Here is a 21,222-nt window from a genome sequence, read left to right on the forward strand (position 1 = left end):
GGGGAGTAGGGGGAAGGTGGGGTTCAGATTTTGTGAAAATAAATTGGGCATTCGTTGTATTTCCGTTTTCAGGGAAAAGAGTAGTCTTTGTTCGAACGATTCTTTGGTATGATACGAATATAGTTTCAAGATAGGATAAGGAATCAAGCTCAGGGTTAACTTGGGGGCAGTGTTGTTTTAGCAGGGGCAGCATGGACATATTTTACGGATAGTAAATTGCCGCTGTATGCAGGAGCAGCTTTAGGTGCTGTATTCTTCTTGCTATAACCAAAGGAGAAGACGATACAATATGAATCGATTTGTAATGATATTATTTTTATTTTTGGCTCTTGTTGGCTGCGCCGGGGAACAGAATACCTTTCATGTCGAGGGTCCTGTAGAAGAGATTAATGAACAATCTTCACAAATTTACGTAGACGGATACTGGCTGCCCGTTAAAAACATAGAAATTTACAATGTAGGTGATATTGTCAGTGCGGAAGTCGAGAGTTCTGCAGAAGGCGATCAATACGTTCCTGGAGATATAAAGGTTAACAAAATAAAGTTAAAGGAAAATCTTGAGAAATAAAACGTAAAATCACTGCCGAGAAATCGAATATCTGAATCTGAAAGTAGATTGTTTGTTGTGAGGTAAGGCTGTAGTTTGCTAGAATCTACAGCCTATTGAGAATTTCTCAATAAACACGTTTCTGAGCGAAGCATGTTTTTTCTATTTTTAGGAGGGACAAATTGTGAGAAAAAGTTATATTCATTTTTGATGAAGAGAATCTGGAAGAAAGTAATGGAACACCCAGAATGAACTGAATGATTCTGATGAGGAGTTCTACTATCAATGGGACTGATTGACTCCACTGCCATCGGGGGATGTTATGGCGATCCCTGGGAGGAGGATGTATAGCTTGTGGGTCAGGTAAACCACTGAGTAAGAATGTTTGTAGGATGGCAGACATAGTACTTCACACAAAAATATATGTTGCTAATCATTCTTCACAGCGAAGAAGCGATTTTTATGTGTTTCACGATTTAAGCAGGAAAGTAGTCAATAGAAGTCGAAATGATTGAAAATTGTCCACAAAGCTCACAACGACTGATTTTTCGTTTGATGAGGATACATATGTTAAACTGGGGGATTTTGTAATGGATGCAGGAAAACGTACAATCAACGAAATTTTCAACGGAAGTCGAATACTTGAGATTCCGTTCTTTCAACGTGCTTATGTATGGGGGGAAACCCAGTGGGAACGTCTGCTCGAAGACGTTGAGAACGTAAGCCGGACAAGAACACCGTACTTTATGGGGTCGGTGATACTGAAGCAACAACTTACTGACACATCAAGCACTGTTGGGGATGTTCGTACTGTAATCGACGGTCAGCAGAGGCTCACTACGTTGAGTATTCTGCTTAAAGTGCTGTGCCTTAAGAACAACAGCTTAAAGAAGTTCGACAAACGTTTTCGACTTGATGATGAAAGCAATGTCCTAAAACACAATCACAACGATATTGAGGCGTATAACACGATTATGGATTTGAATAGTATTCAGACAACTAACCGTAAAGACAACATCTCCCTTGCGTATCAATACTTTGCGGACAACCTAGACCCGAGCAAGATAGATTTCGATATAGTATGCCATGCTATTTTGTTTGTCGGCATTGATCTTGTTTCTGATGAAGATGAGCAGCAGATTTTTGATACTATCAACTCGCTCGGGGTTCGTCTGACTACAGCTGAACTATTGAAGAATTACTTCTTTGGCCGAAACGATATTGCGGAATACGAGAAGTACTGGCTTAATGTTTTTGAGAAAGACGATGAAACTAAGGAATATTGGGATAGAGAGGTTACAACCGGTAGGCTGAAGAGGACATTTACCGATCTGTTTTTCTTCTCATTTCTCCAAATAAAAATACAAGACCCCACGTTTAAAGTTAATACTGATGACAAATTGGCGTTCTCGAAAGTAGATAAACTGTTCGATTCCTATAAACGTTTCATTAAGGAATACTGCGGAGGTGACAAGCTTTCTGTTCTTGAGGAAATCCGTGAATATGCAGCTGTCTTCAAAAAAGCGATTAACGCAGATATTATTGATAATGAACTATCATCAGCAGCGGGAATCGAACGTCTCAATGCAATTATCTTTGCTTTGGACACCGCCACTCTAATTCCTTATGTTTTGTTCGTTGAACGTAACGTGCCTAATATAACGGTGCGGAACGATCTGTATAGTTACCTAGAATCATATATAATGCGACGACTAGTAACGAGGGAGACTACGAAAAATTATAACCAGCTATTCTCTGATCGCTTAATACTGAATCGCGTATTCTCAAAAGATGAGTTTATTAGCTACCTTAGTAGTCAGGATGACAAAATTAACCGTATGCCTACCGACGATAATATCAAGACGGCCTTCAACGAGTCGTTGTTGACGAACAAGTATGCGGCAGGAGTTCTTTACTTAATAGAATCTAAAATCCGTGATCGCCGCCGCCACTCCACACAGTTGCTCGGCATCAGCAAATATAGCCTTGAGCATATAATGCCTAAGAAATGGCGTAATAACTGGTTTTTTACAGGGGATAAAGCGGCCGCAGACTTCCGTGACAGAAAATTACTCACGCTTGGGAATCTTACGATTATCACTCAAGCATTGAACGCCTCCATCCGTGACTCTGACTGGGCGACAAAGAAAAACGGTAAGGGTGATAAAGGCGGACTAAGAAAATATGCGGAAGGAATCGAAACCTTCTCAACTTATCTTAATGCGGATGCTTGGGATGAAAATGCAATTCAGGATCGAGCAACTTACCTAGCGAATAAAGCACTTGAAACTTGGGGCATCTAGATTCAGCTTAGGCATGGGTAGGGAAAGGGACATCAGTCCTAGCGAAGGTTATATGTCGTTGTTAGTCAAAATAAAGTTGTTTGCTCTTTACTGGGCAGACAACTTTTTTGGTTAGAATTGAGCACAACCTCCCATACGCAAAATGTAATTTGTAAAAATTAAAAAATAAATATTGCCTTTTCAATATCAATCAGATAGAATGGAAACATCAAGAAAAAATTAATTTAAGAAAGGCACGAATTCATATGAATAAATTAAAGGATATGGTAGAGTTTGTAAGTGGTTCGCCACAATTTAGAATTATAGAAACATCTGATATTTCGGCGCCACAGTATACCTATTATGGTCAATCCGATCTTGAAGCAGATTTGATTGATATGGATTCTAATGGTAGTGACGGCAAACAAGTGCGAACTTTTGATAAGGTCAATACACTATGTCAAGGTGATGTTGTTTTCAGTTTGATATCGGGAAAGTCTGCTATCGTTGGTGTGAAGCATCGGGGGTATCTCTACACACAAAACTACGTCAAGTTAGTGGCGGGTGACAAGGTTGATTCAAAATATCTTGCCTTCTTGCTTAATGAAGATCCATTCATCAAGAAACAGTTTCAAAAGGAATTGCAAGGTTCTCAAGTTCTAAAATATACGCTGAAACAAGTGAAAGAACTTGAGTTACCCGATTTGCCACCAATAGATAGACAGCGGATAATCGGTGATATTTATTTCTACCAACTGAGACTAGAAGCGTTAAAAAAAAGAGCGGCAAATTTGGAAATTCAAATATTATTAGAAAAGCTTAGGGAGGCAATCCATAAATGACCGAGAATCAATTTGAAACTGAGTTAATTCAATACCTTACAAGTGGCACAATTACCAAACAAGAACATCTTGAAGGAATAGGCAGCTTTGTTGCCAAAGAATCAAATGTTGATTACATAGTGAAAACTAAACTGTGGAAATATGAACCGCATATTAAGACTACGGAACAGCTCTGGGATAACTTCAAGGCCATCCTGGAACAACACAATCAGAACACCTTGGAACATCCTCTAAGTGTTGTGGAGTTCAATCAAGTGAAGAAGATCATCTCGGATATTAAGACCCCTTATGAAGCAGGGCAGTTTCTGTACGGTCTTAACGGAGTATCTCAAATCGAGATTGATTTGGATGACGGCCGTCATGTATTCCTTAATGTTTTTGATCAAAAACAAATCGGTGCTGGAGATACCGTTTATCAAGTGGTCAATCAAATTGAACGTCCAGCCGTGATCACGGGGAAACTCAATAGGCGGTTTGACACGACGCTTCTGATTAATGGACTGCCAATCATTCAAATTGAGGAAAAAACGGACACGCGTGATGTCAATGAAGCTCTCAATCAAATGAAACAATATGCGGATGAACAGCAGTATCGTGATATTTTCTCAACCTTGCAGATTTTGGTGGCGATCACGCCAAACAATGTGAAGTACATGGCCAATACGACGCCAGATAAATTTAATAAAGACTTTGCGTTTAACTGGCAGCGCAAGAGTGACAATACGATCGTACGCAGCTGGAAGGAATTTGCGGATTCCATGCTTTCCATCCCCATGGCGCATCAAATGGCAACCAACTACATGATTCTGGACGGAACAAAGAACAAGCAAACCTTGAAGGTGATGCGCCCTTATCAGGTGTATGCGACACAAAATGTGATCGAGAGATTGAAACGTACTGATTTTGAATACGGGATAAATAAAATCGGCTACATATGGCATACCACCGGATCTGGTAAAACGATTACAAGCTTCAAGACGGCCTGGCTTGCAAGCCGTATGCCAAAAGTAGATAAGGTTGTCTTTGTGGTGGATCGAATTGCCTTGACCAAGCAAACGAATGAGAATTATAGAGCCTATGACCCGGATGCGGCAGAAGACACATTTGGGAGCGTTCAAGACACCAATAACACAACCGATTTGAGTCGTAAGCTGAAAAGTAAAGACAACGGCATCATTGTGACGTCCGTTCAAAAGCTGGATACGTTAGTGAAACGTAAATCTTTTCAAGCTCCGGACAAGAATATCGTGTTTATCGTGGATGAAGCACATCGTTCCACAGGCGGCGACTCCTTCAAAAATATCCAGAAAGCCTTTAAGAGATCGGCCTGGGTGGGTTATACCGGAACGCCAATGTTTGATGAGACAACGACGGGGCTTCGAACGGAAGATATTTTTGGCCCGTTATTACATGCATATACCATTCGTGAGGCGATTGCGGACCGGAATGTTTTAGGCTTCAAGGTTGATTTTGAGACAACGATTGACGAACAACAGATGAAAGAAGTATATCTTCCTGCATTTTACCGTGAACGTTATCCAAAATGGACGGATGAGCAAATTCAACAGAAAATCAACCATCTCTCCCAGGAAGATATGGATGATGCGGTTGAACCCAGCTTCTATGATGAAAATCCGGATCATGTCAAGCTGGTCGTGGAGGATATTTTCAAACATTGGCGCAACCGTTCTAATGAAGGCAAGTACAATGCTTTGTTTACGACGCATGTGGGCGGCGGGAAGGCGAGCACGCCAATGGCGATGATGTATTTTAAGGAGTTTCAACGTGTTAATGAAGAGAATAAGATGAACGGCGGACAGACTCTAAAAGTTGCCGTGACGTTCAGTCAAAATTCATCGAATAATGAAAGTATGCTTGCAACAAATCAAGGTTTGTATGAGGCCATCCAAGCTTATAATGCTGAATTTGGTACAGCTTTCGGGATGGATGATGTTTCGGGCTACACTCAGGACGTGACTTCACGCTTGAATAAATCCGCATCCGATGGTAAGTTCCTCGATTTGGTGATCGTGGTGGATCAATTATTAACAGGATTTGATGCGCCTGAGCTGAACACGCTTTATGTGGATCGAACCTTGAAGGGTGCCTTGTTAATCCAGGCTTATTCACGAACGAACCGGATTGCGGATATGCAAGAGAAACCATGGGGCCGTGTGGTCAATTACCGCTGGCCTGCGCACAACGAGAAGTTGATGAATAAAGCGCTCGCTGTTTATGCCAATAAAAATTCAGCTATTTTATCTGATAATGAACAACGCGATTCTAATGAAAAAGACGGAATCATTGCCAAACCGTTTGAAGATGTGTTTAACGAAGTGAAACAGGTTGTTGAAAAATTAAGCAGCATGACGAAGGAGTTTCAACAGTTACCGCCTTCTGAGAAACAGAAGGACGATATGCTTGATTTGCTCCGGGAATACAACAGGGGCATGGCCAAATTAAAGCAATATGATCCTGAAGAAGTGGATGGCGAAAAAGTTGGATTTAACTATGACGATCCAGATGAGTTACTAGAGAAGTTAGGGATGACTTCCGAGCAAGAAGTGATGTTGACCACCGTCTTAACCAATGAATTGAAGTCACATATTGCTAAAGAGAAGAAGATCCCTCTTTACCAAATCGAACTGCGGATGACCCACGTGAAGGATGTTAAAGTGGACTATGATTATCTTACGGAACTCGTAGAACAATTACTGAATCAGGTTCACGAAGGTAAGAAGGAAGAAGCTAAAGAAACGCAGGAGAAAATCAACCAATTTGCGAATGGATTGGATGATCGCAGTTATGCGACCAAGATTATGAATGCGGCCGATGCCATTGTCAAAGGCCACTTTCCCCCTGCAGGCTCTGACTTCAAGTATCCTGTGAAACTAAGTGACAGCGAACAGATCATCCAGCAGGCAAACAATGTTAGCCTGGATCGCATGTTCCTTGACTTCCGTGTGAAGTGGGGAATCACGGAGATTATCACAAGTGCCGGGATGCGTGAGTTGTTCAGCCGCCATCGCTACGGTATGCAAGATTTAGATGATACCGGTCAGATCCGTGACATCATCGCTCAAGCAAGCTCTAACTACATGACACTTGCGCTTGACGAAGAAGTGCAATCCTTGCCTAAAATGAAATATCGGAATGGTTTGCGCGATGCGATTTACAAACTGGCGGATGAATTGGCGGAGAGATAAAGGGGGCGAGGCAGGCTGTGGTTATCTCCAATTTAGAAACTGCCATTCTATCCATAGAAAAAGTGGTTAGTGCAGAAATTGCATATACCACAAAGGACACACCAAAAAGGGCTTTAAATTAAGGGCATACAAGGAGAGCAAAAATGAGCGAATTGAAAGAAAATGTACCTAAAATAAGATTTCCTGGGTTCACTGATGCTTGGGAACAGCGTAAGATTTTAGATAATGTAGAAGAAGTTCTAGATTATCGCGGGAAAAGCCCTACTAAATTTGGAATGGAATGGGGCAACAAAGGATATTTAGTTCTTTCTGCATTGAATATTAAAGATGGTTATATTGATAAGGCTGTTGAAGCCAAATACGGTGACCAAGAACTTTTTGAGAAATGGATGGGAGAACGAAGGTTAGATAAAGGTGACGTACTTTTTACTACTGAAGCACCACTTGGAAATGTTGCACAAGTACCAGACGATGAGGGATATATCCTTAATCAACGTGCAGTTGCATTTAAGACTAACAGTAGAAAAACCAACAATGATTTCTTGGCGCAACTATTGAGAAGTCCTCTTGTTCAAGAGAGTCTAAATTCAAATGCCTCAGGTGGAACAGCAAAGGGAATCGGTATGAAAGAGTTTGCTAAATTAACTGCCTATGTCCCAACTCAAGTTGAAGAACAAACTATAATAGGAACTTTTTTTAAGTATCTCGACACCCTCATCACCCTTCATCAGCGTAAGTTAAGTAACGTGAAAAATTTAAAAGCTGGATTGCTTCAAAAAATGTTTCCTAAAGATGGAGAAGATTTTCCTGAAGTTCGTTTCCCTGGATTTACTGACGCTTGGGAACAGAGTAGGTTGGGGGAGATTACTTCCCTTATAACTAAGGGTACCACTCCACTGGACAAGTCTGGAAACGGAACAATCAATTTTGTTAAGATTGAAAATATTGATTCAACTTCTGGCGAAATTACAGCTTCACAGAAGATTTCCATTATTGAACACGAAGGATATTTGAGACGCTCACAGTTACAAGAAGATGATATTTTGTTTTCCATTGCAGGTACTTTAGGACGTGTAACATCCGTAAAATCGGATATTTTGCCTGCAAATACAAATCAAGCATTAGCAATAATCAGATTAAAAACCGGATACTTAGATTATGTCAAAACATATCTGAAGGGAAAGGCAGTATCAGATTATATTAGGAAGAACCCTACAATCGGAGCACAACCGAATTTGTCTCTTGAGCAGGTTGGGAATCTTGAAATTTCACTACCTAGTGAGGAAGAACAAGTGGAAGTTGGTACCTTTTTCGCTCAACTCGACCGCCTCATCACCCTTCATCAGCGTAAGCTGGAACACTTGCAAGAACAGAAGAAAGCTCTTCTACAACAAATGTTTGTTTGATAGGAGGATTAAGTTATGGCTTTAGAAAATAAGCTAGGAATTACCGATTCTTCGGAACTTGCTCGTGTGGAGGAAAAAGTCAGCAAGCAAAAAGCTCTTGAAATGTTTGAAACGGGTTTGTTAGATACATTTGAGGTCGGAACATTTAAGTCATTATCCGAGATTCACAAGTTTCTGTTCGAAGACATTTATGACTTTGCCGGAAAAGTACGTGATGTAAATATTGCAAAGGGCGGTTTTCGTTTCGTACCCGTTATGTACCTTGAAGCAGCACTTGATAATATTGCAAAAATGCCGCAATCCACCTTTGACGAAATCATAGAAAAATATGTTGAGATGAATGTGGCTCACCCCTTCAGAGAAGGTAACGGAAGAAGCATGCGGATATGGCTTGATACGATATTAAAAAAGGAACTGAGGCAAGTTGTCGATTGGAGCAAGGTTGATAAAGAAGATTATATGCTTGCCATGGAAAGAAGCCCCGTTAAGGACGTTGAAATCAAGCTGCTTCTTAAAGCAGCGCTTACGGATAAGATCAATGACCGTGAAGTTTATATGAAGGGTATTGACGCAAGCTATCTTTATGAGGGGTACAACGTATATAAAACGGAAAACCTCAAAAACGAGCACTAAATGCAACGATTGTATATCTAGGAGGATAACAACATTATGAGTAATAAACTACAAACCATTACAACAAAACTATGGGCGATGGCAAACGAGCTTCGTGGAAGCATGGATGCTGCAGAATACAAGAACTACATTTTAGCCTTTATGTTCTATCGTTATCTGTCCGAGCATCAGGAACGATATTTAGTTGAAAATAATATTCTTGATGTTGCCGAAGGCGAGTCGATCAATCAGGCCTATTTAGATCAAGCGAAGGGTGACGATTTGAAGGATTACTTGGAGGATATCTCCTCAAGTTTGGGTTATGCCATTGCACCGCTTGATACATGGGCATCCTTAGTTGACAAAATTGACAACAGTATGGTGATCCCAAGTGATTATCAAACGATGTTTGACAACTTCAACAAGAATGCTGAATTAAACAAAGAAGCTGTGAATGATTTTCGTGGCGTGTTTAACGACATCAACCTTGGAGACTCCCGTCTTGGTTCTTCTACAAATGAACGTGCGAAATCACTGAACCGGATCGTAAAGTTGGTTGATGGTATTGATTACAAAGGTGAAGATGGCCAAGATATTCTTGGCGCGATCTATGAATATCTAATTGGTCAATTTGCAGCAAGCGCAGGTAAAAAAGGTGGAGAATTCTACACACCTCATGAAGTTTCTAAAATTCTGGCTAAAATAGTCACGGATGGTGTGGAAGAATCGGACAAGACTTTTGCAGTGTATGACCCGACTTGTGGATCTGGATCCTTGCTGTTAACCGTTCAAGGGGAGCTGCCTGGTGGAGATAAGCCAGGGGCGATTAAATTCTTTGGTCAGGAAAAGAATACGACAACCTACAACTTGGCTCGCATGAACCTGATGATGCATGGCGTTTCATTTAACAACATGACGCTGTCTAATGCGGACACGCTTGAAAGCGATTGGCCTGACGGACCGGATGAAAAGGGAATCGACCGCCCGCGCTCTTTTGACGCTGTGGTTGCGAATCCCCCTTATTCTGCTCATTGGGACAATAGCGAAACAAAATTGAAAGATCCACGTTTTAGTGAATACGGTAAGCTCGCTCCAAAAACCAAGGCGGATTATGCTTTCATTTTACACAGCTTGTATCATCTAAATGATACGGGAACCATGGCGATTGTATTACCGCATGGTGTCTTGTTCCGTGGTGCAGCAGAAGGTGTGATTCGCCAAACCATTATTGAAAAAAACTACCTTGATACAGTTATAGGGTTGCCTGCCAACTTGTTTTATGGCGTAAGTATCCCGACTACGATTCTGGTATTCAAGAAAAACCGTAAAACCAAAGACATCCTGTTTATCGATGCAAGCAATGAATTTGAAAAAGGCAAAAATCAAAATAAACTTACGGATAACAACATCAATAAGATTATTGAAACGTATCGAAATCGTGTAGATGTTGATAAATACGCTCATGTGGCATCGCTTGAGGAAATTAAAGAAAACGAGTTCAACTTAAATATTCCTCGCTACGTAGATACGTCTGCAGAAGAGCAAACCATCGATCTTGATGAAGTGATTAAGCAATTAGAGCAAGACAAGCAAGAAATTGCTGATCTTGAGGCTAAGATCAATGAACAGTTGAGAATTTTGGGTGTAACTGTGTAGGAATTGACGAAAAAGAGTCAAGGATATTAGGTTGGAGGAAATATACACAGAGAGGAAAGAACGAGGATACGACTCGTTACAGCTCCTCTCCATTTCTATCCATCATGGTGTTTCCAACGAATTAGACAGTGATACTTTAGGGAAAAAAGTCGCAGAAGCGATGGTAAGTCATAAGAACTTGTACCGATAAAACAAAAAGCCGCTAAATTAGCGACTATCTATATGAGACCTGTTCTTGTCCCTGACTATCGCCATTCACGAAGGCTTATAATCTGCAATTGAATTTAACTTACTGATATTAACTATTCGCATCGATTGTTGCTTTTATAACCACTTCGATAATCAACTGCAATATCAGCCAATAGCTTTTTTGCATTAGATTGACTCGCTTAGATTTTTTTAAAAAACATCGCCAATAAATAGGCAGGGATACAAATAAACTTCCAGCGTTCCAAGATGATTCGTCTTTTACGAATCATCTTTTATTTTCTCGTATTTTCATGTCGAATAAAGCAGATACACCCATTATTTAGTGTTATTATAGAACTAATTGGCAATCGCTGTAGGTCTACAGGACTGAGAAACAAGAATTATAGGAGGATATGGAAGTGGAGAGCAGAATATCATGCGAATGGTTGTACAGCGAAACCGTGAACTACGCTATGCAGCAGAACCATGTTCCTGTTATGAAGAGCATCATCTTAACGAATACAACGGGTGAAGATATCAAGGGAATCACGGTGAAGCTAGAATCCGAGCCGCAATTTGCATATGAATGGAAGAAGGATTTTGACATCCTTCCAGCAGGGCAATCCTTGGACATGGGTACGATTGATTTACATATGTCGACCTCATTTTTGGGGGATTTGTCGGAACGCATATCAGGTACATTGACATTGACGGTATGGCAGAATGACACCGAATTGTTCAAGCAGCGCGGCTCGATTTCCGTCCTTGCCTTTGATGAATGGAGTGGGCTTGCCGTATTGCCTGAGATGACCGCTGCTTTTGTCACGCCTAATAATCATCATGTGGCCGAGATTATACGGGAAGCGGGCACCATTCTGGAGCAATGGTCGGGAAGCCCTTCGTTTACAGCATATCAGAGTAAGGATCCCAACCGGGTACGTATGCAGGCCGCTGCGATCTACTCGGCTTTGCAGAATCGCGAGATTTCCTACTGTGTAGCTCCTCCTAGTTTTGAGTTGATCGGTCAGCGTATTCGTCTTCCTGAGACCATCTTTACGCATGGCCTGGGGAATTGTCTGGATCTTTCCATGTTATATGCTGCTTGTATGGAGGCGGTGGGTCTACATCCCATGATCATTTTCACGAAGGGGCATGCATTTGCCGGAGTCTGGCTTGTAGAGGAGACGTTCTCGGAGACGGTTCAAGATGATATATCGTTATTAACGAAAAGGCTCGCAATGGGAATAAATGAAATCTGTGTTGTGGAGTCTACGGCTATGGTGAAGGGGGATCGTATTCCATTTGATCAAGCGGCTATGCTAGCCGAGGAGCATCTGAGAGATCCCGATTCATTCGATGGCTTGGTCGATATTCGAAGAGCACGCGCAGCAGCCATACGACCGTTACCACTGCGTACGAAGGCGACAAATGGATGGGTCATTGAGGAGACTCGTGAGACGAAGAACCATGAAAGTGCTGCTCCGGAACTTCTGGAAGTGCTGGAAAAACCATTGGAAGTTGATTCGTTGCAGCCTACAACGCGGCAAAAGCAATGGGAACGTAAGCTGCTAGATTTGACGCTTCGTAATTCACTGCTCAATTTTCGCTTAACCAAGTCGAGCATTCCGGTCATTTCTGCCCAGTTGGGAGATTTAGAAGATGCGCTGGCTGACGGCGATGAATTTCAACTGTTGGCTAGGCCCAGTGACTGGGAGGATAACGGGCGAAACGCCAGCTTGTATCAAAGTGTGAATGCCAATCACCCACTCGTTAAATTGTTGCAGGAGGAATTCGTCCGGAGACGACTGAGAGCCGATTTGAATGCTCAAGACCTAGAGAAAAGAATTGTACATATTTATCGGTCTGCCCGAACTTCATTGGAGGAGAATGGGGCTAACACGCTTTTTCTTGCTTTGGGTCTCTTGAAATGGTATGAATCACCGGTTAGCGAACTTCCTCGATATGCGCCGATTGTGCTGATTCCTGTCGATATTTTACGAAAATCTTCACGACAAGGATATGTCATTCGGGCGAGGGATGAAGAACCGCAGATTAATATTACACTGCTGGAGATGCTAAGGCAGGATTACGGTATCGGCATTGATGGCCTGGATCCGCTTCCGAGGGATGAGAAAGGCATTGCCTTGAAACAGATCTTTAACGTTATTCGACATGCATTAATTCAAGTATCCCGTTGGGACATCGAGGAAACGGCTAATCTCGGATTGTTTTCTTTCGGGCAATTTGTAATGTGGAATGACATTCGCACGAGAGCTGATCAATTGGCAGAGAATCAAGTGGTGGCAAGTCTTATTCAGGGGCAATTACAGCTACGGGAATCTGTGGAAGTGAAGCCCGAGCTGCTCGATGAAGAGCATCCGGCTCATTCGTTGATTCCGGTCAGTGCGGATTCTTCACAATTATCGGCCATTCGCGCGGCGCTTAAGGGGCAAAGCTTTGTGCTGCACGGTCCTCCAGGAACCGGGAAGTCCCAGACCATTACGAATATGATTGCTAGTGCTCTGGCCAATGGGAAGAAAGTGCTGTTCGTAGCGGAGAAGATGGCTGCACTGTCCGTTGTTCAGCGAAGATTAGAACAAATCGGTTTGGGCCCTTTTTGCCTGGAACTTCACTCCAACAAAAGCACAAAGCGAGCAGTCCTTGACCAATTAAGCAATGCGATTGATGTGCAGCGGATACAGTCTGGCGAGTCGTGGAAAAGACAAGCAGATCGCTTGTTCCAGTTGAGAGAGACGTTAAACGGTTATGTAAAAGCCCTTCATCGAAAACATGCTTTTGGCTTATCTTTATTTGAAGCGATATCGGAGTATGAGAGGGCGGGTGAAGCACCGGATGTCGTTACGTTCAATGACGCAGCGATTGAAGGACTGAACCCGGATACCTTGGTTGCATGGAATGACACGGTTGCTCAATTAATCGCAGCCGGGGCTGCCCTTGGCAATCCGGGCACGCATCCTTGGGCGGACTCTGAGGTTACATCCTATACACAGGAGCTGAAGGCAAACGCAGAAGTATTAATAAAGAGCTACATCGTAGAGCTTGAGGGACGTCAGAAAGCGATGAATGAAGCGCTGAAGCATTTCAAGCTTGGAGCTCTTCCGATGACTCAAGACAAAATCTCCATACTCGCACAGTTGTGTGAGCTGGCTAGCCGTGTACCGGATATTAAACCTGCCCTCATGCAAGAGATCAATCTCGAAGAATCGGTCGAAAGGCTAAAGGCCGCAGCACTTCAGGGCAAACGCCGAGACGAGATTAGAGGTAAGGTTTCCAAATTATTCACTTCAGAGGCTCATCGTTTAGATGCCCAAATGATGTTATCTACTTGGGATAGTTTGGAGCTAAAATGGTTCCTTCCGAAATGGGCCGGGCAGAATCGCATTTTTAATATGCTGAAGAAAATGGCGATTTCCGGTCAAGGGATGGCCAAGCAGGATGTCAGATCTCACTTGCTGGATATCATTTCCCTGCAGGAAGAGGAACAGAAGTTAAGTCGAGCAAGAGACGAATCCGCTCCATTCCTTGGTTCCTCGCTGATCTGGGATGACGAAGGCAAGTGGGACGACATCATGGAGACTTGCGAGTGGCTGAATCGATTGCATGCAGCGTTAACGGCTTGGTATGAAAATACTACCGATGCCCATCACGCAAGAACACAGATTGCGGAATTTATGGTTGAGCTTCGTGGGAATGCTGCGCTGAATCAATCGATACAGTCTGTACTCCGTAGTCATGAACAAGTGAAGAATCAGGAGAAGGAACTCCGCGATCTATTGCAGATTGACTTTGAGCGCATGGCACATCAGTCTCAGAATTTGGACTGGCACGATGATCTCCTGGAAAAAGCAAATGGATGGATATCTCATCTAGATGTATTGAGAGATTGGTGTACGTGGCGAAGAGTGCGATCGCAGGCGGAGGAGCAAGGACTTCTCCCACTTATCATTCCATACGAAGAAGGGCGTCTATCTAATGACCAGTTGAAGGACGCTTTTGAACGTGGACTTTATAAAAAAATAGCGAATTACATCATTGCGCGTGATGAGCAATTCGTGTCATTCTCCGGCAATGTATTTGAAGAAACCCTTCTTCGCTTCAAAGAAGCCGACGAGGAATATACGAGACTAACCCAACAAGAAATTGTGGCCAGGCTTTCTTCGAGAGTCCCTCTAATGACGCAGGAAGCATCGCAAAGCTCGGAGGCCGGAATCCTTCAGCGTGCGCTTCGCAGTGGGGGAAGAAATATGTCCATTCGCAAGCTGTTTGAACAGATTCCGAATTTACTCCCGCGATTAGTCCCTTGTATGTTAATGAGTCCGATTTCTGTAGCACAGTACCTCGATCCTGAACGGTCCCCATTCGATATGGTAATATTTGACGAAGCCTCTCAGGTGCCAACGGCACAAGCGGTTGGGGCATTGGCACGGGGACAACAGTCTGTCATCGTAGGTGATCCGAAACAGCTGCCACCAACGAGCTTCTTTTCGAAGAGCCGTCAGGAAACGGAGGAAGAGGAACCGGCGTTGCAAGACATGGAGAGCATATTGGATGATTGTTTGGCGCTTGGAATGCCGGAGCGACATCTGACCTGGCATTATCGCAGTCGGCATGAAAGCCTGATCGCTTTCAGTAACGCTCATTACTACGAAAATAAGTTAATGACCTTCCCATCTCCTGATGAACCCGTTTCAAGTGTGAAATGGTGTCCTGTTGAAGGATATTATGATCGGGGACGTACGAAACAGAATCGAGCCGAAGGTGAGGCTGTCGTTGCTGAGATTATCCGCCGCATTAAGGACCCGGTCTTGCGTCAACAGAGCTTGGGGGTCGTCACGTTTAGCTCCATTCAGCAAACCTTGATTGAGGATATGCTTGAAGAAGTGCTGAAGCAAGAACCGGAAGTGGAAATGCTGATGATGCAAATGCCGGAACCCCTATTCATCAAAAACCTTGAGAATGTTCAAGGGGATGAACGGGACGTTATTTTGTTCTCAGTGGGATATGGGCCTGATGCAAACGGTAAGGTCAGCCTGAATTTTGGACCGTTAAACCGGCAGGGAGGTTGGAGACGGTTAAATGTTGCCGTATCAAGAGCTAGGTACGAAATGCTGGTATTCTCAACACTGCATGCCCATCACCTGAATGCGAGCAGGATCAGCAGCGAAGGTGTACTAGGCTTAAAAGCGTTCCTTGAGTATGCGGAAAAAGGAAAACGGATCCTGCCTGCAAGCGAGGCGTCATCTCAAGCGCTTCAGGTTTCGCATGTTCACCGAAGTCTGGCCGCTGAATTGAAAAAGCGGGGATACCAAGCAGATCTCTATGTCGGGGCATCGGGATATCGCATTGATTTAGCGGTATTGGACCCTGAGTCCGATCATTATGCATTAGGGATTCTGCTTGACGGACCGATGTATCAAAATGCAGAATCTGCACGGGATCGAAATATTTTGCGGGAAGAAGTCCTTAAGCAGCTTGGCTGGAATTTGTTGAGGGTGTGGAGTCCGGATTGGTGGGATAATAGAGAAGGCGTAATGGACCGTATTGTGGAAGCTGTTAAGCGAGGAAGAGAGGTCACGAAGTTACGGGTTCAGTCCCAAGCTGAAGTAGCAGTGACTCATGAACAAGTGACATTTGATCATTCACAGAATCCTCCGGTAAGCAAGGATCATCATGTTCAACCTGTACAGCCTCAGAAACCGAAAGAGATGCAGCCTTACCATGTCTGCGTTCTGGATGCTGTTTCTTTAGGGGCGGATTGGTTTCATTCCCCAGAATCGACCGGGCTCCTTTTGGGTCAAATCCGAAAGGTCATTCAAGAAGAGGGACCTATTAGTCGGAGTTTACTTACAAAACGCATTTTACAGGCATGGGGCATTACGAGACTTGGGGCACGATTGGATCAGAGGTTTACAGAGTTGTTGATGAAGATACAACCTGAACATACGGAAGTGAACGGAATGACTTTCTTCTGGCCAGAGGGAATAAAACCATCCGAGTATGGGATTTACAGGGTATCCACAGATGACGCTCAGCGGCGAATGGCCGAGGATTTACCGCCGGAAGAAGTAGCGGTTGCCGTGAAATCCATTCTGTCTTCTCAAATTAGTCTTCCTTATGATGAGTTAACGAAACAAGTGGTTAAGGCGCTCGGATACGCTAGATCCGGCAGTGCCCTGGAGAAGTCGATTAAATCGGGGATTCAAAGAGCTATTGAGCTTGGCTTCGCTTATGAAAATGAAAACCAGCGGGTGGTTGTGAAGTAGTTAAACCAAGTTACTCTCTATGTTACCATAAGGCTAATCAAAGGCTGCTCAATGAGCAGTCTTTTTTTATGCCGATTTTGGGTTCCGAACTTACGTTTGCTGGCATTCCATTGTCACTACTATTCTTTAAACTATGGATAAATGAGGAATTAGTGATGGAGGAATCCCATGAAACCAAGAAACCGTGCAATGAATTTGGAGATTAAACAAGTCATTGAGAAGTTAGGTTTAACGAGTGATAAAATAACAGAGTTTTATGATGAAATGAAGGAGAAGTATAGGGAAGAGGAGCAAAAATCTGATGAAAGCTGTGATCCCGATACACATAAAGAGGATTAAACCAATAAAGATTTGGTTGTCATCGGATTAGTAATAGGTCATTAGCAATAGTGGTGAAGTTAAAGAATAATCTGCAATGGTTCTATAGAAGGGTTTCACCGATTTCTGGCGAATGGATGTATATGTTGACGAGGATCGTCGATTGATGTTGTGAAAACGATTAAGAGGTGATGTTCTCAACAACAAAGTGTTGACGAATGTGAAAAAGCAAGGCGGTTTAGTTTCTTATGTGTTATTTTGCAATGTTCCCTATGAGGGACATTGTTTTTATTTTAACAAGAACACATATTCGATGACAAGGTTTGTTACATAGATATTCTATAATAGAGTGGCAATCTGTAATTGACTAAGCTTAAGTTATAACTTGTCACGAAGCTACTTCAAGGAGAGATAGGGGGATCATTTTCATTTTAGCGATATAAATTAAGGAGGTAGAACTATGAATGAGACTGATGAACTTTACTATAAGATCAACCGTTTTGTTACGAACAATCATTTACTGGAGCTTCTAACTGCCAAGATCAATGAGTTTAATCCTCTTAAGGTACTGAAAGTGGATCAATTTGAAATAAGACATTCTAATATGTTGGCATGGCTCTTAAGTCCGCAAGAGAACCACTTTTTAAGTGATATGGTATTGAAAAAATTAATTGCTGAGGTACTATGCAGGGATATTGAAGTCAAAAATCACCAGTTGCAGATATCGGATGTACTGTTAAGCAGCTTTTTCGATGCAGAGGTTTTGCGTGAATGGAGAAACATCGATATCCTTGTCATTTCAAAAAGCAACGATTTCATCCTGTTTATTGAGAATAAAGTACATGCAGGTTTAGCACATCACCAGCTGGAGAAGTACATAAATCTAATTAAGGACAATTACCCGGGGATCAAGAATATCATTCCGCTATTTTTAACTCTAAATGGAGATGAGGCTCCACATCCGGAATATTATCATTTAGGTCATGGTGATATTTTGTCTATATTAAATTCAATTCTCACTTTGAATAAAGATCATATGAACACAAAAGTATACGATTTTATTCGCTACTATACTAGAACTTTGGAGGTGCTAACCATGCAAGATGAACAACTCATTAAACTTTGTCGTGAGATTTATAAGCACCATAGAGAAGCAATAGAAACGATCATTAAGTATGGAGTCACTTCCATATCAACACTTAATCAAGCGACGGAAATATTGAGATCTGAACTTGATTGTATAGGCCACCATGAAGATCCAGATTCATATCTTAGTGATACACAGTATTGGTTTATCCCTTCATCTTTAGATCAGTTACTTCCTCGGCTAGTGAATAAATGGAGGTCGCCAAGGCCGATTACTTATTTCTTTGCAGCTGAAGAAACAAGACTACGCCTTATCCTGGAAGTAGGACCCATTGCAGACGGTAATAAAAGACATGCTTTGCTAAATTACTTAAATGATAACGATCCAGATAACCTATTCTCTATTAAGTCTACTGCCTTGAAAAAAAAGGATGGGACTTTTACACGACTTCGCTCCAAAAGCGTTGACGTGAATGATTGGTCAGATGTTGATCATGTTGTGGATCGCATGAAACATTTATTGGAGAAAGTATTTAAGTATAATGAAGTTAACACCTATCTAGTTTCGCTTCTACAGAACTTTCAGCTTGGTACCCCTGACGATACTATATAAATACACCATACCAGCAAGCAGAGATCTAAAGTCCGCTAATGACTTGGAGATCAACTGAACTTTCACCACTATTTTGTTGGAATGTTGAAGTCTCCGACTACTGGAGGCGAACATCTAGTCTCATAATCCTCAAATAGAGCCAAAGGCTTAACTGTAGCGCCCTTGCTAATGCCGTAATCATTAGCAGAGAGGGCGCTTTTCACTGTTCTCCAGCTCACTGATATAGGAAGGACTGATCTACACGGGATTAGGCTGGGCTCGTCTTGTTAAACTTCTTACCTTTCCGAGGGCCTTCGTAGAACCGTGACTCCCTACATCCTCCCACCTATAATAATGGTCATATTACTGAAAACCTCGCTCGTAATAAAGTCCCGTATCTAACTGAGAAAAAGATATGCCCTCCCTTTAAATGTTTGTTTAATTATGGGAAGGAATAAAAAAATAGGAAAAAGAGGAAACATTTATTGATCTTAAGGCGTTAATTAAAATATACGGATAATTTCTTCAGTAAGTTATTTTTTAACATCTTAGATCTTAGTTAGGGGTAATGCGTGGCTTGATGTTATGACATATAGAGGGGGGATAAACTTTATCATGTAAATAGGGTCCATGGTCTTGAAGAATATAATGCAAAAAACGATCATTAAAAACTAAAGGAGGCTTATCAAAATGAGACACCGCAAATTTATTCTTACCGCTATATTTTCCTTAATATTTACTGTAAGTTTCATAACACAAACTTTTGCTGCTTCCAGAGATCTCCCCTCATATCCAATTGCTAAACAAGAAAAGGATAGTTGGTGCTGGGCGGCAGTAAGTTCTAGTGTCCTTAAGTTTATGGCGAGTAAAAACGTTTATCAGTGTGATTTCGTAAAGAAAGTGAAGTCCACTAGTACCTGTGCTAATGTTTCGGCTACAACGACGGAAGCTCAGAGCGGTATGCATAGCTATGGAGTATCATCAAACTATTATTCAGGGAATTTAAATGTATCTCAAGTTCAAAGTCAAATCGATGGGGGACGTCCTGTGTACGTTAGTTGGAAATGGAATAGTCCGACAGCGATAGATGGCCATGCCGTTGCTATCTACGGCTATAGCAATACACCTACCTATACTTGGTACATGAACTATCTGGACCCTTGGGATGGAGTAAAAACATCGATGGAATACTCAAAATTTAATGGAGGATCAGGTGCAGACAGAACCTGGAGATGGGGATTAAAGGATTTCTGGCATTACAATTAACTACATTACAAAAAAAGGAGGAAGCTAATAAATGAGACAAGTAAAATATTTTTCTGTGTTCTTGATTAGTATATTTATCTGTTTTATTTCAGTACAAAACATTTATGCTAGTACAAATATTCCAGAAGATATTCAAAAGTATGCAGAAGGAACTGGGCTTGAGGAATTTAAGAAATTAATTCTCGTAGATCCAGTTGGATATGGCTATGCCGATAAAGATGAGGTGAATAATGTTACGCTTGGACCAGGTTTTGAAGTTCATTTGTTTGACGCTAGTAAGTTCAATAATGTTTCTACAAGTTTAATCGATGTTTCAAAACCAACTGGACAATATGAATTTATTGTCATGTCAAATGGATTAGGCAAATCTTTTCTCACCATCGAAAGGTATGAAGATAGTTTCAGAGTAGTGGTTGCAGGAGGAGATGCATCTAGATTGGCTAAGTCATTAGACATAATGACAAATACACTTTCTACAAACAGTGATTACACTGATCCGGTTTTAATTAAAGACGGAAATATTAGGTATCTAGTAGCAAACTTGAATGGTAAAGAAGTAAATATCCCAGACGTTCCGGCAGAAAAAAATGCATTGATGGGTGGGATGGACAATAATCAGTTATGGGATTCCGAAAAAACAATCAGCTTTCTAAAACAAGTCCAGTCACATGGTGGAAATCCTGATGCAGATGGAACTGGAGGTTATCCGATTTTAGAATCTAACGCTTCGAACGGTGTAAACAACTACTTCTTAACCGCAGTCACTAGTTTATTAGTTGCAGCTGTATTTACTTTCATCGTTTACTTGTTATTTAAGAAGAAGCCAATTAAGAAATAAGAATGTTAAACAAGAATAATTTCATAAATAACAAGCCCTATATTTGAAGTGACCCCCAAAAGTTAGACATGGTTATTTCATTAGGCAGCTTTCTCAAA

At 41.9% G+C, this 21,222-nt stretch carries 12 protein-coding genes; all 12 read left to right on the plus strand.

Annotated elements, in window-relative coordinates:
- Nucleotides 1–289 precede the first annotated feature (289 nt).
- Nucleotides 290–568, plus strand: a complete 279-nt coding sequence (locus tag DP091_RS29810) for a hypothetical protein (RefSeq protein WP_113061653.1) — start codon at nucleotides 290–292, stop codon at nucleotides 566–568.
- Between the two features lie 569 nt (nucleotides 569–1,137).
- Nucleotides 1,138–2,850 (plus strand): DUF262 domain-containing protein, encoded by a 1,713-nt coding sequence (locus DP091_RS29815; protein WP_113061654.1) that lies wholly within the window; start codon nucleotides 1,138–1,140, stop codon nucleotides 2,848–2,850.
- 245 nt (nucleotides 2,851–3,095) lie between these two features.
- Nucleotides 3,096–3,671 (plus strand): restriction endonuclease subunit S, encoded by a 576-nt coding sequence (locus DP091_RS29820; RefSeq protein WP_113061655.1) that lies wholly within the window; start codon nucleotides 3,096–3,098, stop codon nucleotides 3,669–3,671.
- Nucleotides 3,668–6,877: a type I restriction endonuclease subunit R gene (locus tag DP091_RS29825; RefSeq protein WP_113061656.1), complete on the plus strand. Its 3,210-nt coding sequence runs from the start codon at nucleotides 3,668–3,670 to the stop codon at nucleotides 6,875–6,877. The genes DP091_RS29820 and DP091_RS29825 overlap by 4 nt, the downstream gene beginning before the upstream one ends.
- Before the next feature lie 143 nt (nucleotides 6,878–7,020).
- Complete coding sequence (locus DP091_RS29830; RefSeq protein WP_113061657.1) at nucleotides 7,021–8,283, plus strand: restriction endonuclease subunit S; 1,263 nt, start codon at nucleotides 7,021–7,023, stop codon at nucleotides 8,281–8,283.
- Nucleotides 8,284–8,298: 15 nt separating this feature from the next.
- On the plus strand, nucleotides 8,299–8,916 hold the full coding sequence (fic, locus tag DP091_RS29835; protein ID WP_113061658.1) for a protein adenylyltransferase Fic: 618 nt from the start codon (nucleotides 8,299–8,301) through the stop codon (nucleotides 8,914–8,916).
- A 36-nt stretch (nucleotides 8,917–8,952) separates the two neighbouring features.
- Nucleotides 8,953–10,551, plus strand: a complete 1,599-nt coding sequence (locus tag DP091_RS29840; protein ID WP_113061659.1) for a type I restriction-modification system subunit M — start codon at nucleotides 8,953–8,955, stop codon at nucleotides 10,549–10,551.
- Nucleotides 10,552–11,159: 608 nt separating this feature from the next.
- Nucleotides 11,160–17,024 carry a DUF3320 domain-containing protein gene (locus DP091_RS29845; protein WP_181469960.1) on the plus strand — a complete coding sequence of 1,955 codons (5,865 nt, stop codon included), beginning with the start codon at nucleotides 11,160–11,162 and terminating at the stop codon, nucleotides 17,022–17,024.
- Between the two features lie 168 nt (nucleotides 17,025–17,192).
- Nucleotides 17,193–17,363 (plus strand): hypothetical protein, encoded by a 171-nt coding sequence (locus DP091_RS31540; RefSeq protein ID WP_181469961.1) that lies wholly within the window; start codon nucleotides 17,193–17,195, stop codon nucleotides 17,361–17,363.
- Nucleotides 17,364–17,802: 439 nt separating this feature from the next.
- Entirely contained in the window at nucleotides 17,803–19,041 is a 1,239-nt protein-coding gene (locus DP091_RS29850) for a PDDEXK-like family protein (RefSeq protein WP_113061661.1), read from the plus strand.
- A gap of 669 nt (nucleotides 19,042–19,710) precedes the next feature.
- Nucleotides 19,711–20,286, plus strand: coding sequence for a papain-like cysteine protease family protein (locus DP091_RS29855; RefSeq protein ID WP_028404407.1), 576 nt, complete (start codon nucleotides 19,711–19,713; stop codon nucleotides 20,284–20,286).
- Between the two features lie 31 nt (nucleotides 20,287–20,317).
- The gene (locus DP091_RS29860) at nucleotides 20,318–21,124 is read left to right on the plus strand and encodes a hypothetical protein (protein ID WP_113061662.1); all 807 of its coding nucleotides are present in this window, start codon (nucleotides 20,318–20,320) and stop codon (nucleotides 21,122–21,124) included.
- Nucleotides 21,125–21,222: the final 98 nt, after the last annotated feature.

It is taken from the genome of Paenibacillus sp. MDMC362, assembly GCF_003269305.1.
Taxonomy (GTDB): Bacteria; Bacillota; Bacilli; order Paenibacillales; family Paenibacillaceae; genus Paenibacillus_AQ.

What these genes read in the sequence shown, in the direction of transcription:
- DP091_RS31540 (WP_181469961.1), top strand. Translation starts at nt 17,193, where the DNA reads ATGAAACCAAGAAACCGTGCAATGAATTTGGAGATTAAACAAGTCATT.
- DP091_RS29815 (WP_113061654.1), top strand. Translation starts at nt 1,138, where the DNA reads ATGGATGCAGGAAAACGTACAATCAACGAAATTTTCAACGGAAGTCGA.
- DP091_RS29840 (WP_113061659.1), top strand. Translation starts at nt 8,953, where the DNA reads ATGAGTAATAAACTACAAACCATTACAACAAAACTATGGGCGATGGCA.
- DP091_RS29830 (WP_113061657.1), top strand. Translation starts at nt 7,021, where the DNA reads ATGAGCGAATTGAAAGAAAATGTACCTAAAATAAGATTTCCTGGGTTC.
- DP091_RS29820 (WP_113061655.1), top strand. Translation starts at nt 3,096, where the DNA reads ATGAATAAATTAAAGGATATGGTAGAGTTTGTAAGTGGTTCGCCACAA.
- DP091_RS29860 (WP_113061662.1), top strand. Translation starts at nt 20,318, where the DNA reads ATGAGACAAGTAAAATATTTTTCTGTGTTCTTGATTAGTATATTTATC.
- DP091_RS29855 (WP_028404407.1), top strand. Translation starts at nt 19,711, where the DNA reads ATGAGACACCGCAAATTTATTCTTACCGCTATATTTTCCTTAATATTT.
- fic (WP_113061658.1), top strand. Translation starts at nt 8,299, where the DNA reads ATGGCTTTAGAAAATAAGCTAGGAATTACCGATTCTTCGGAACTTGCT.
- DP091_RS29810 (WP_113061653.1), top strand. Translation starts at nt 290, where the DNA reads ATGAATCGATTTGTAATGATATTATTTTTATTTTTGGCTCTTGTTGGC.
- DP091_RS29850 (WP_113061661.1), top strand. Translation starts at nt 17,803, where the DNA reads ATGAATGAGACTGATGAACTTTACTATAAGATCAACCGTTTTGTTACG.
- DP091_RS29825 (WP_113061656.1), top strand. Translation starts at nt 3,668, where the DNA reads ATGACCGAGAATCAATTTGAAACTGAGTTAATTCAATACCTTACAAGT.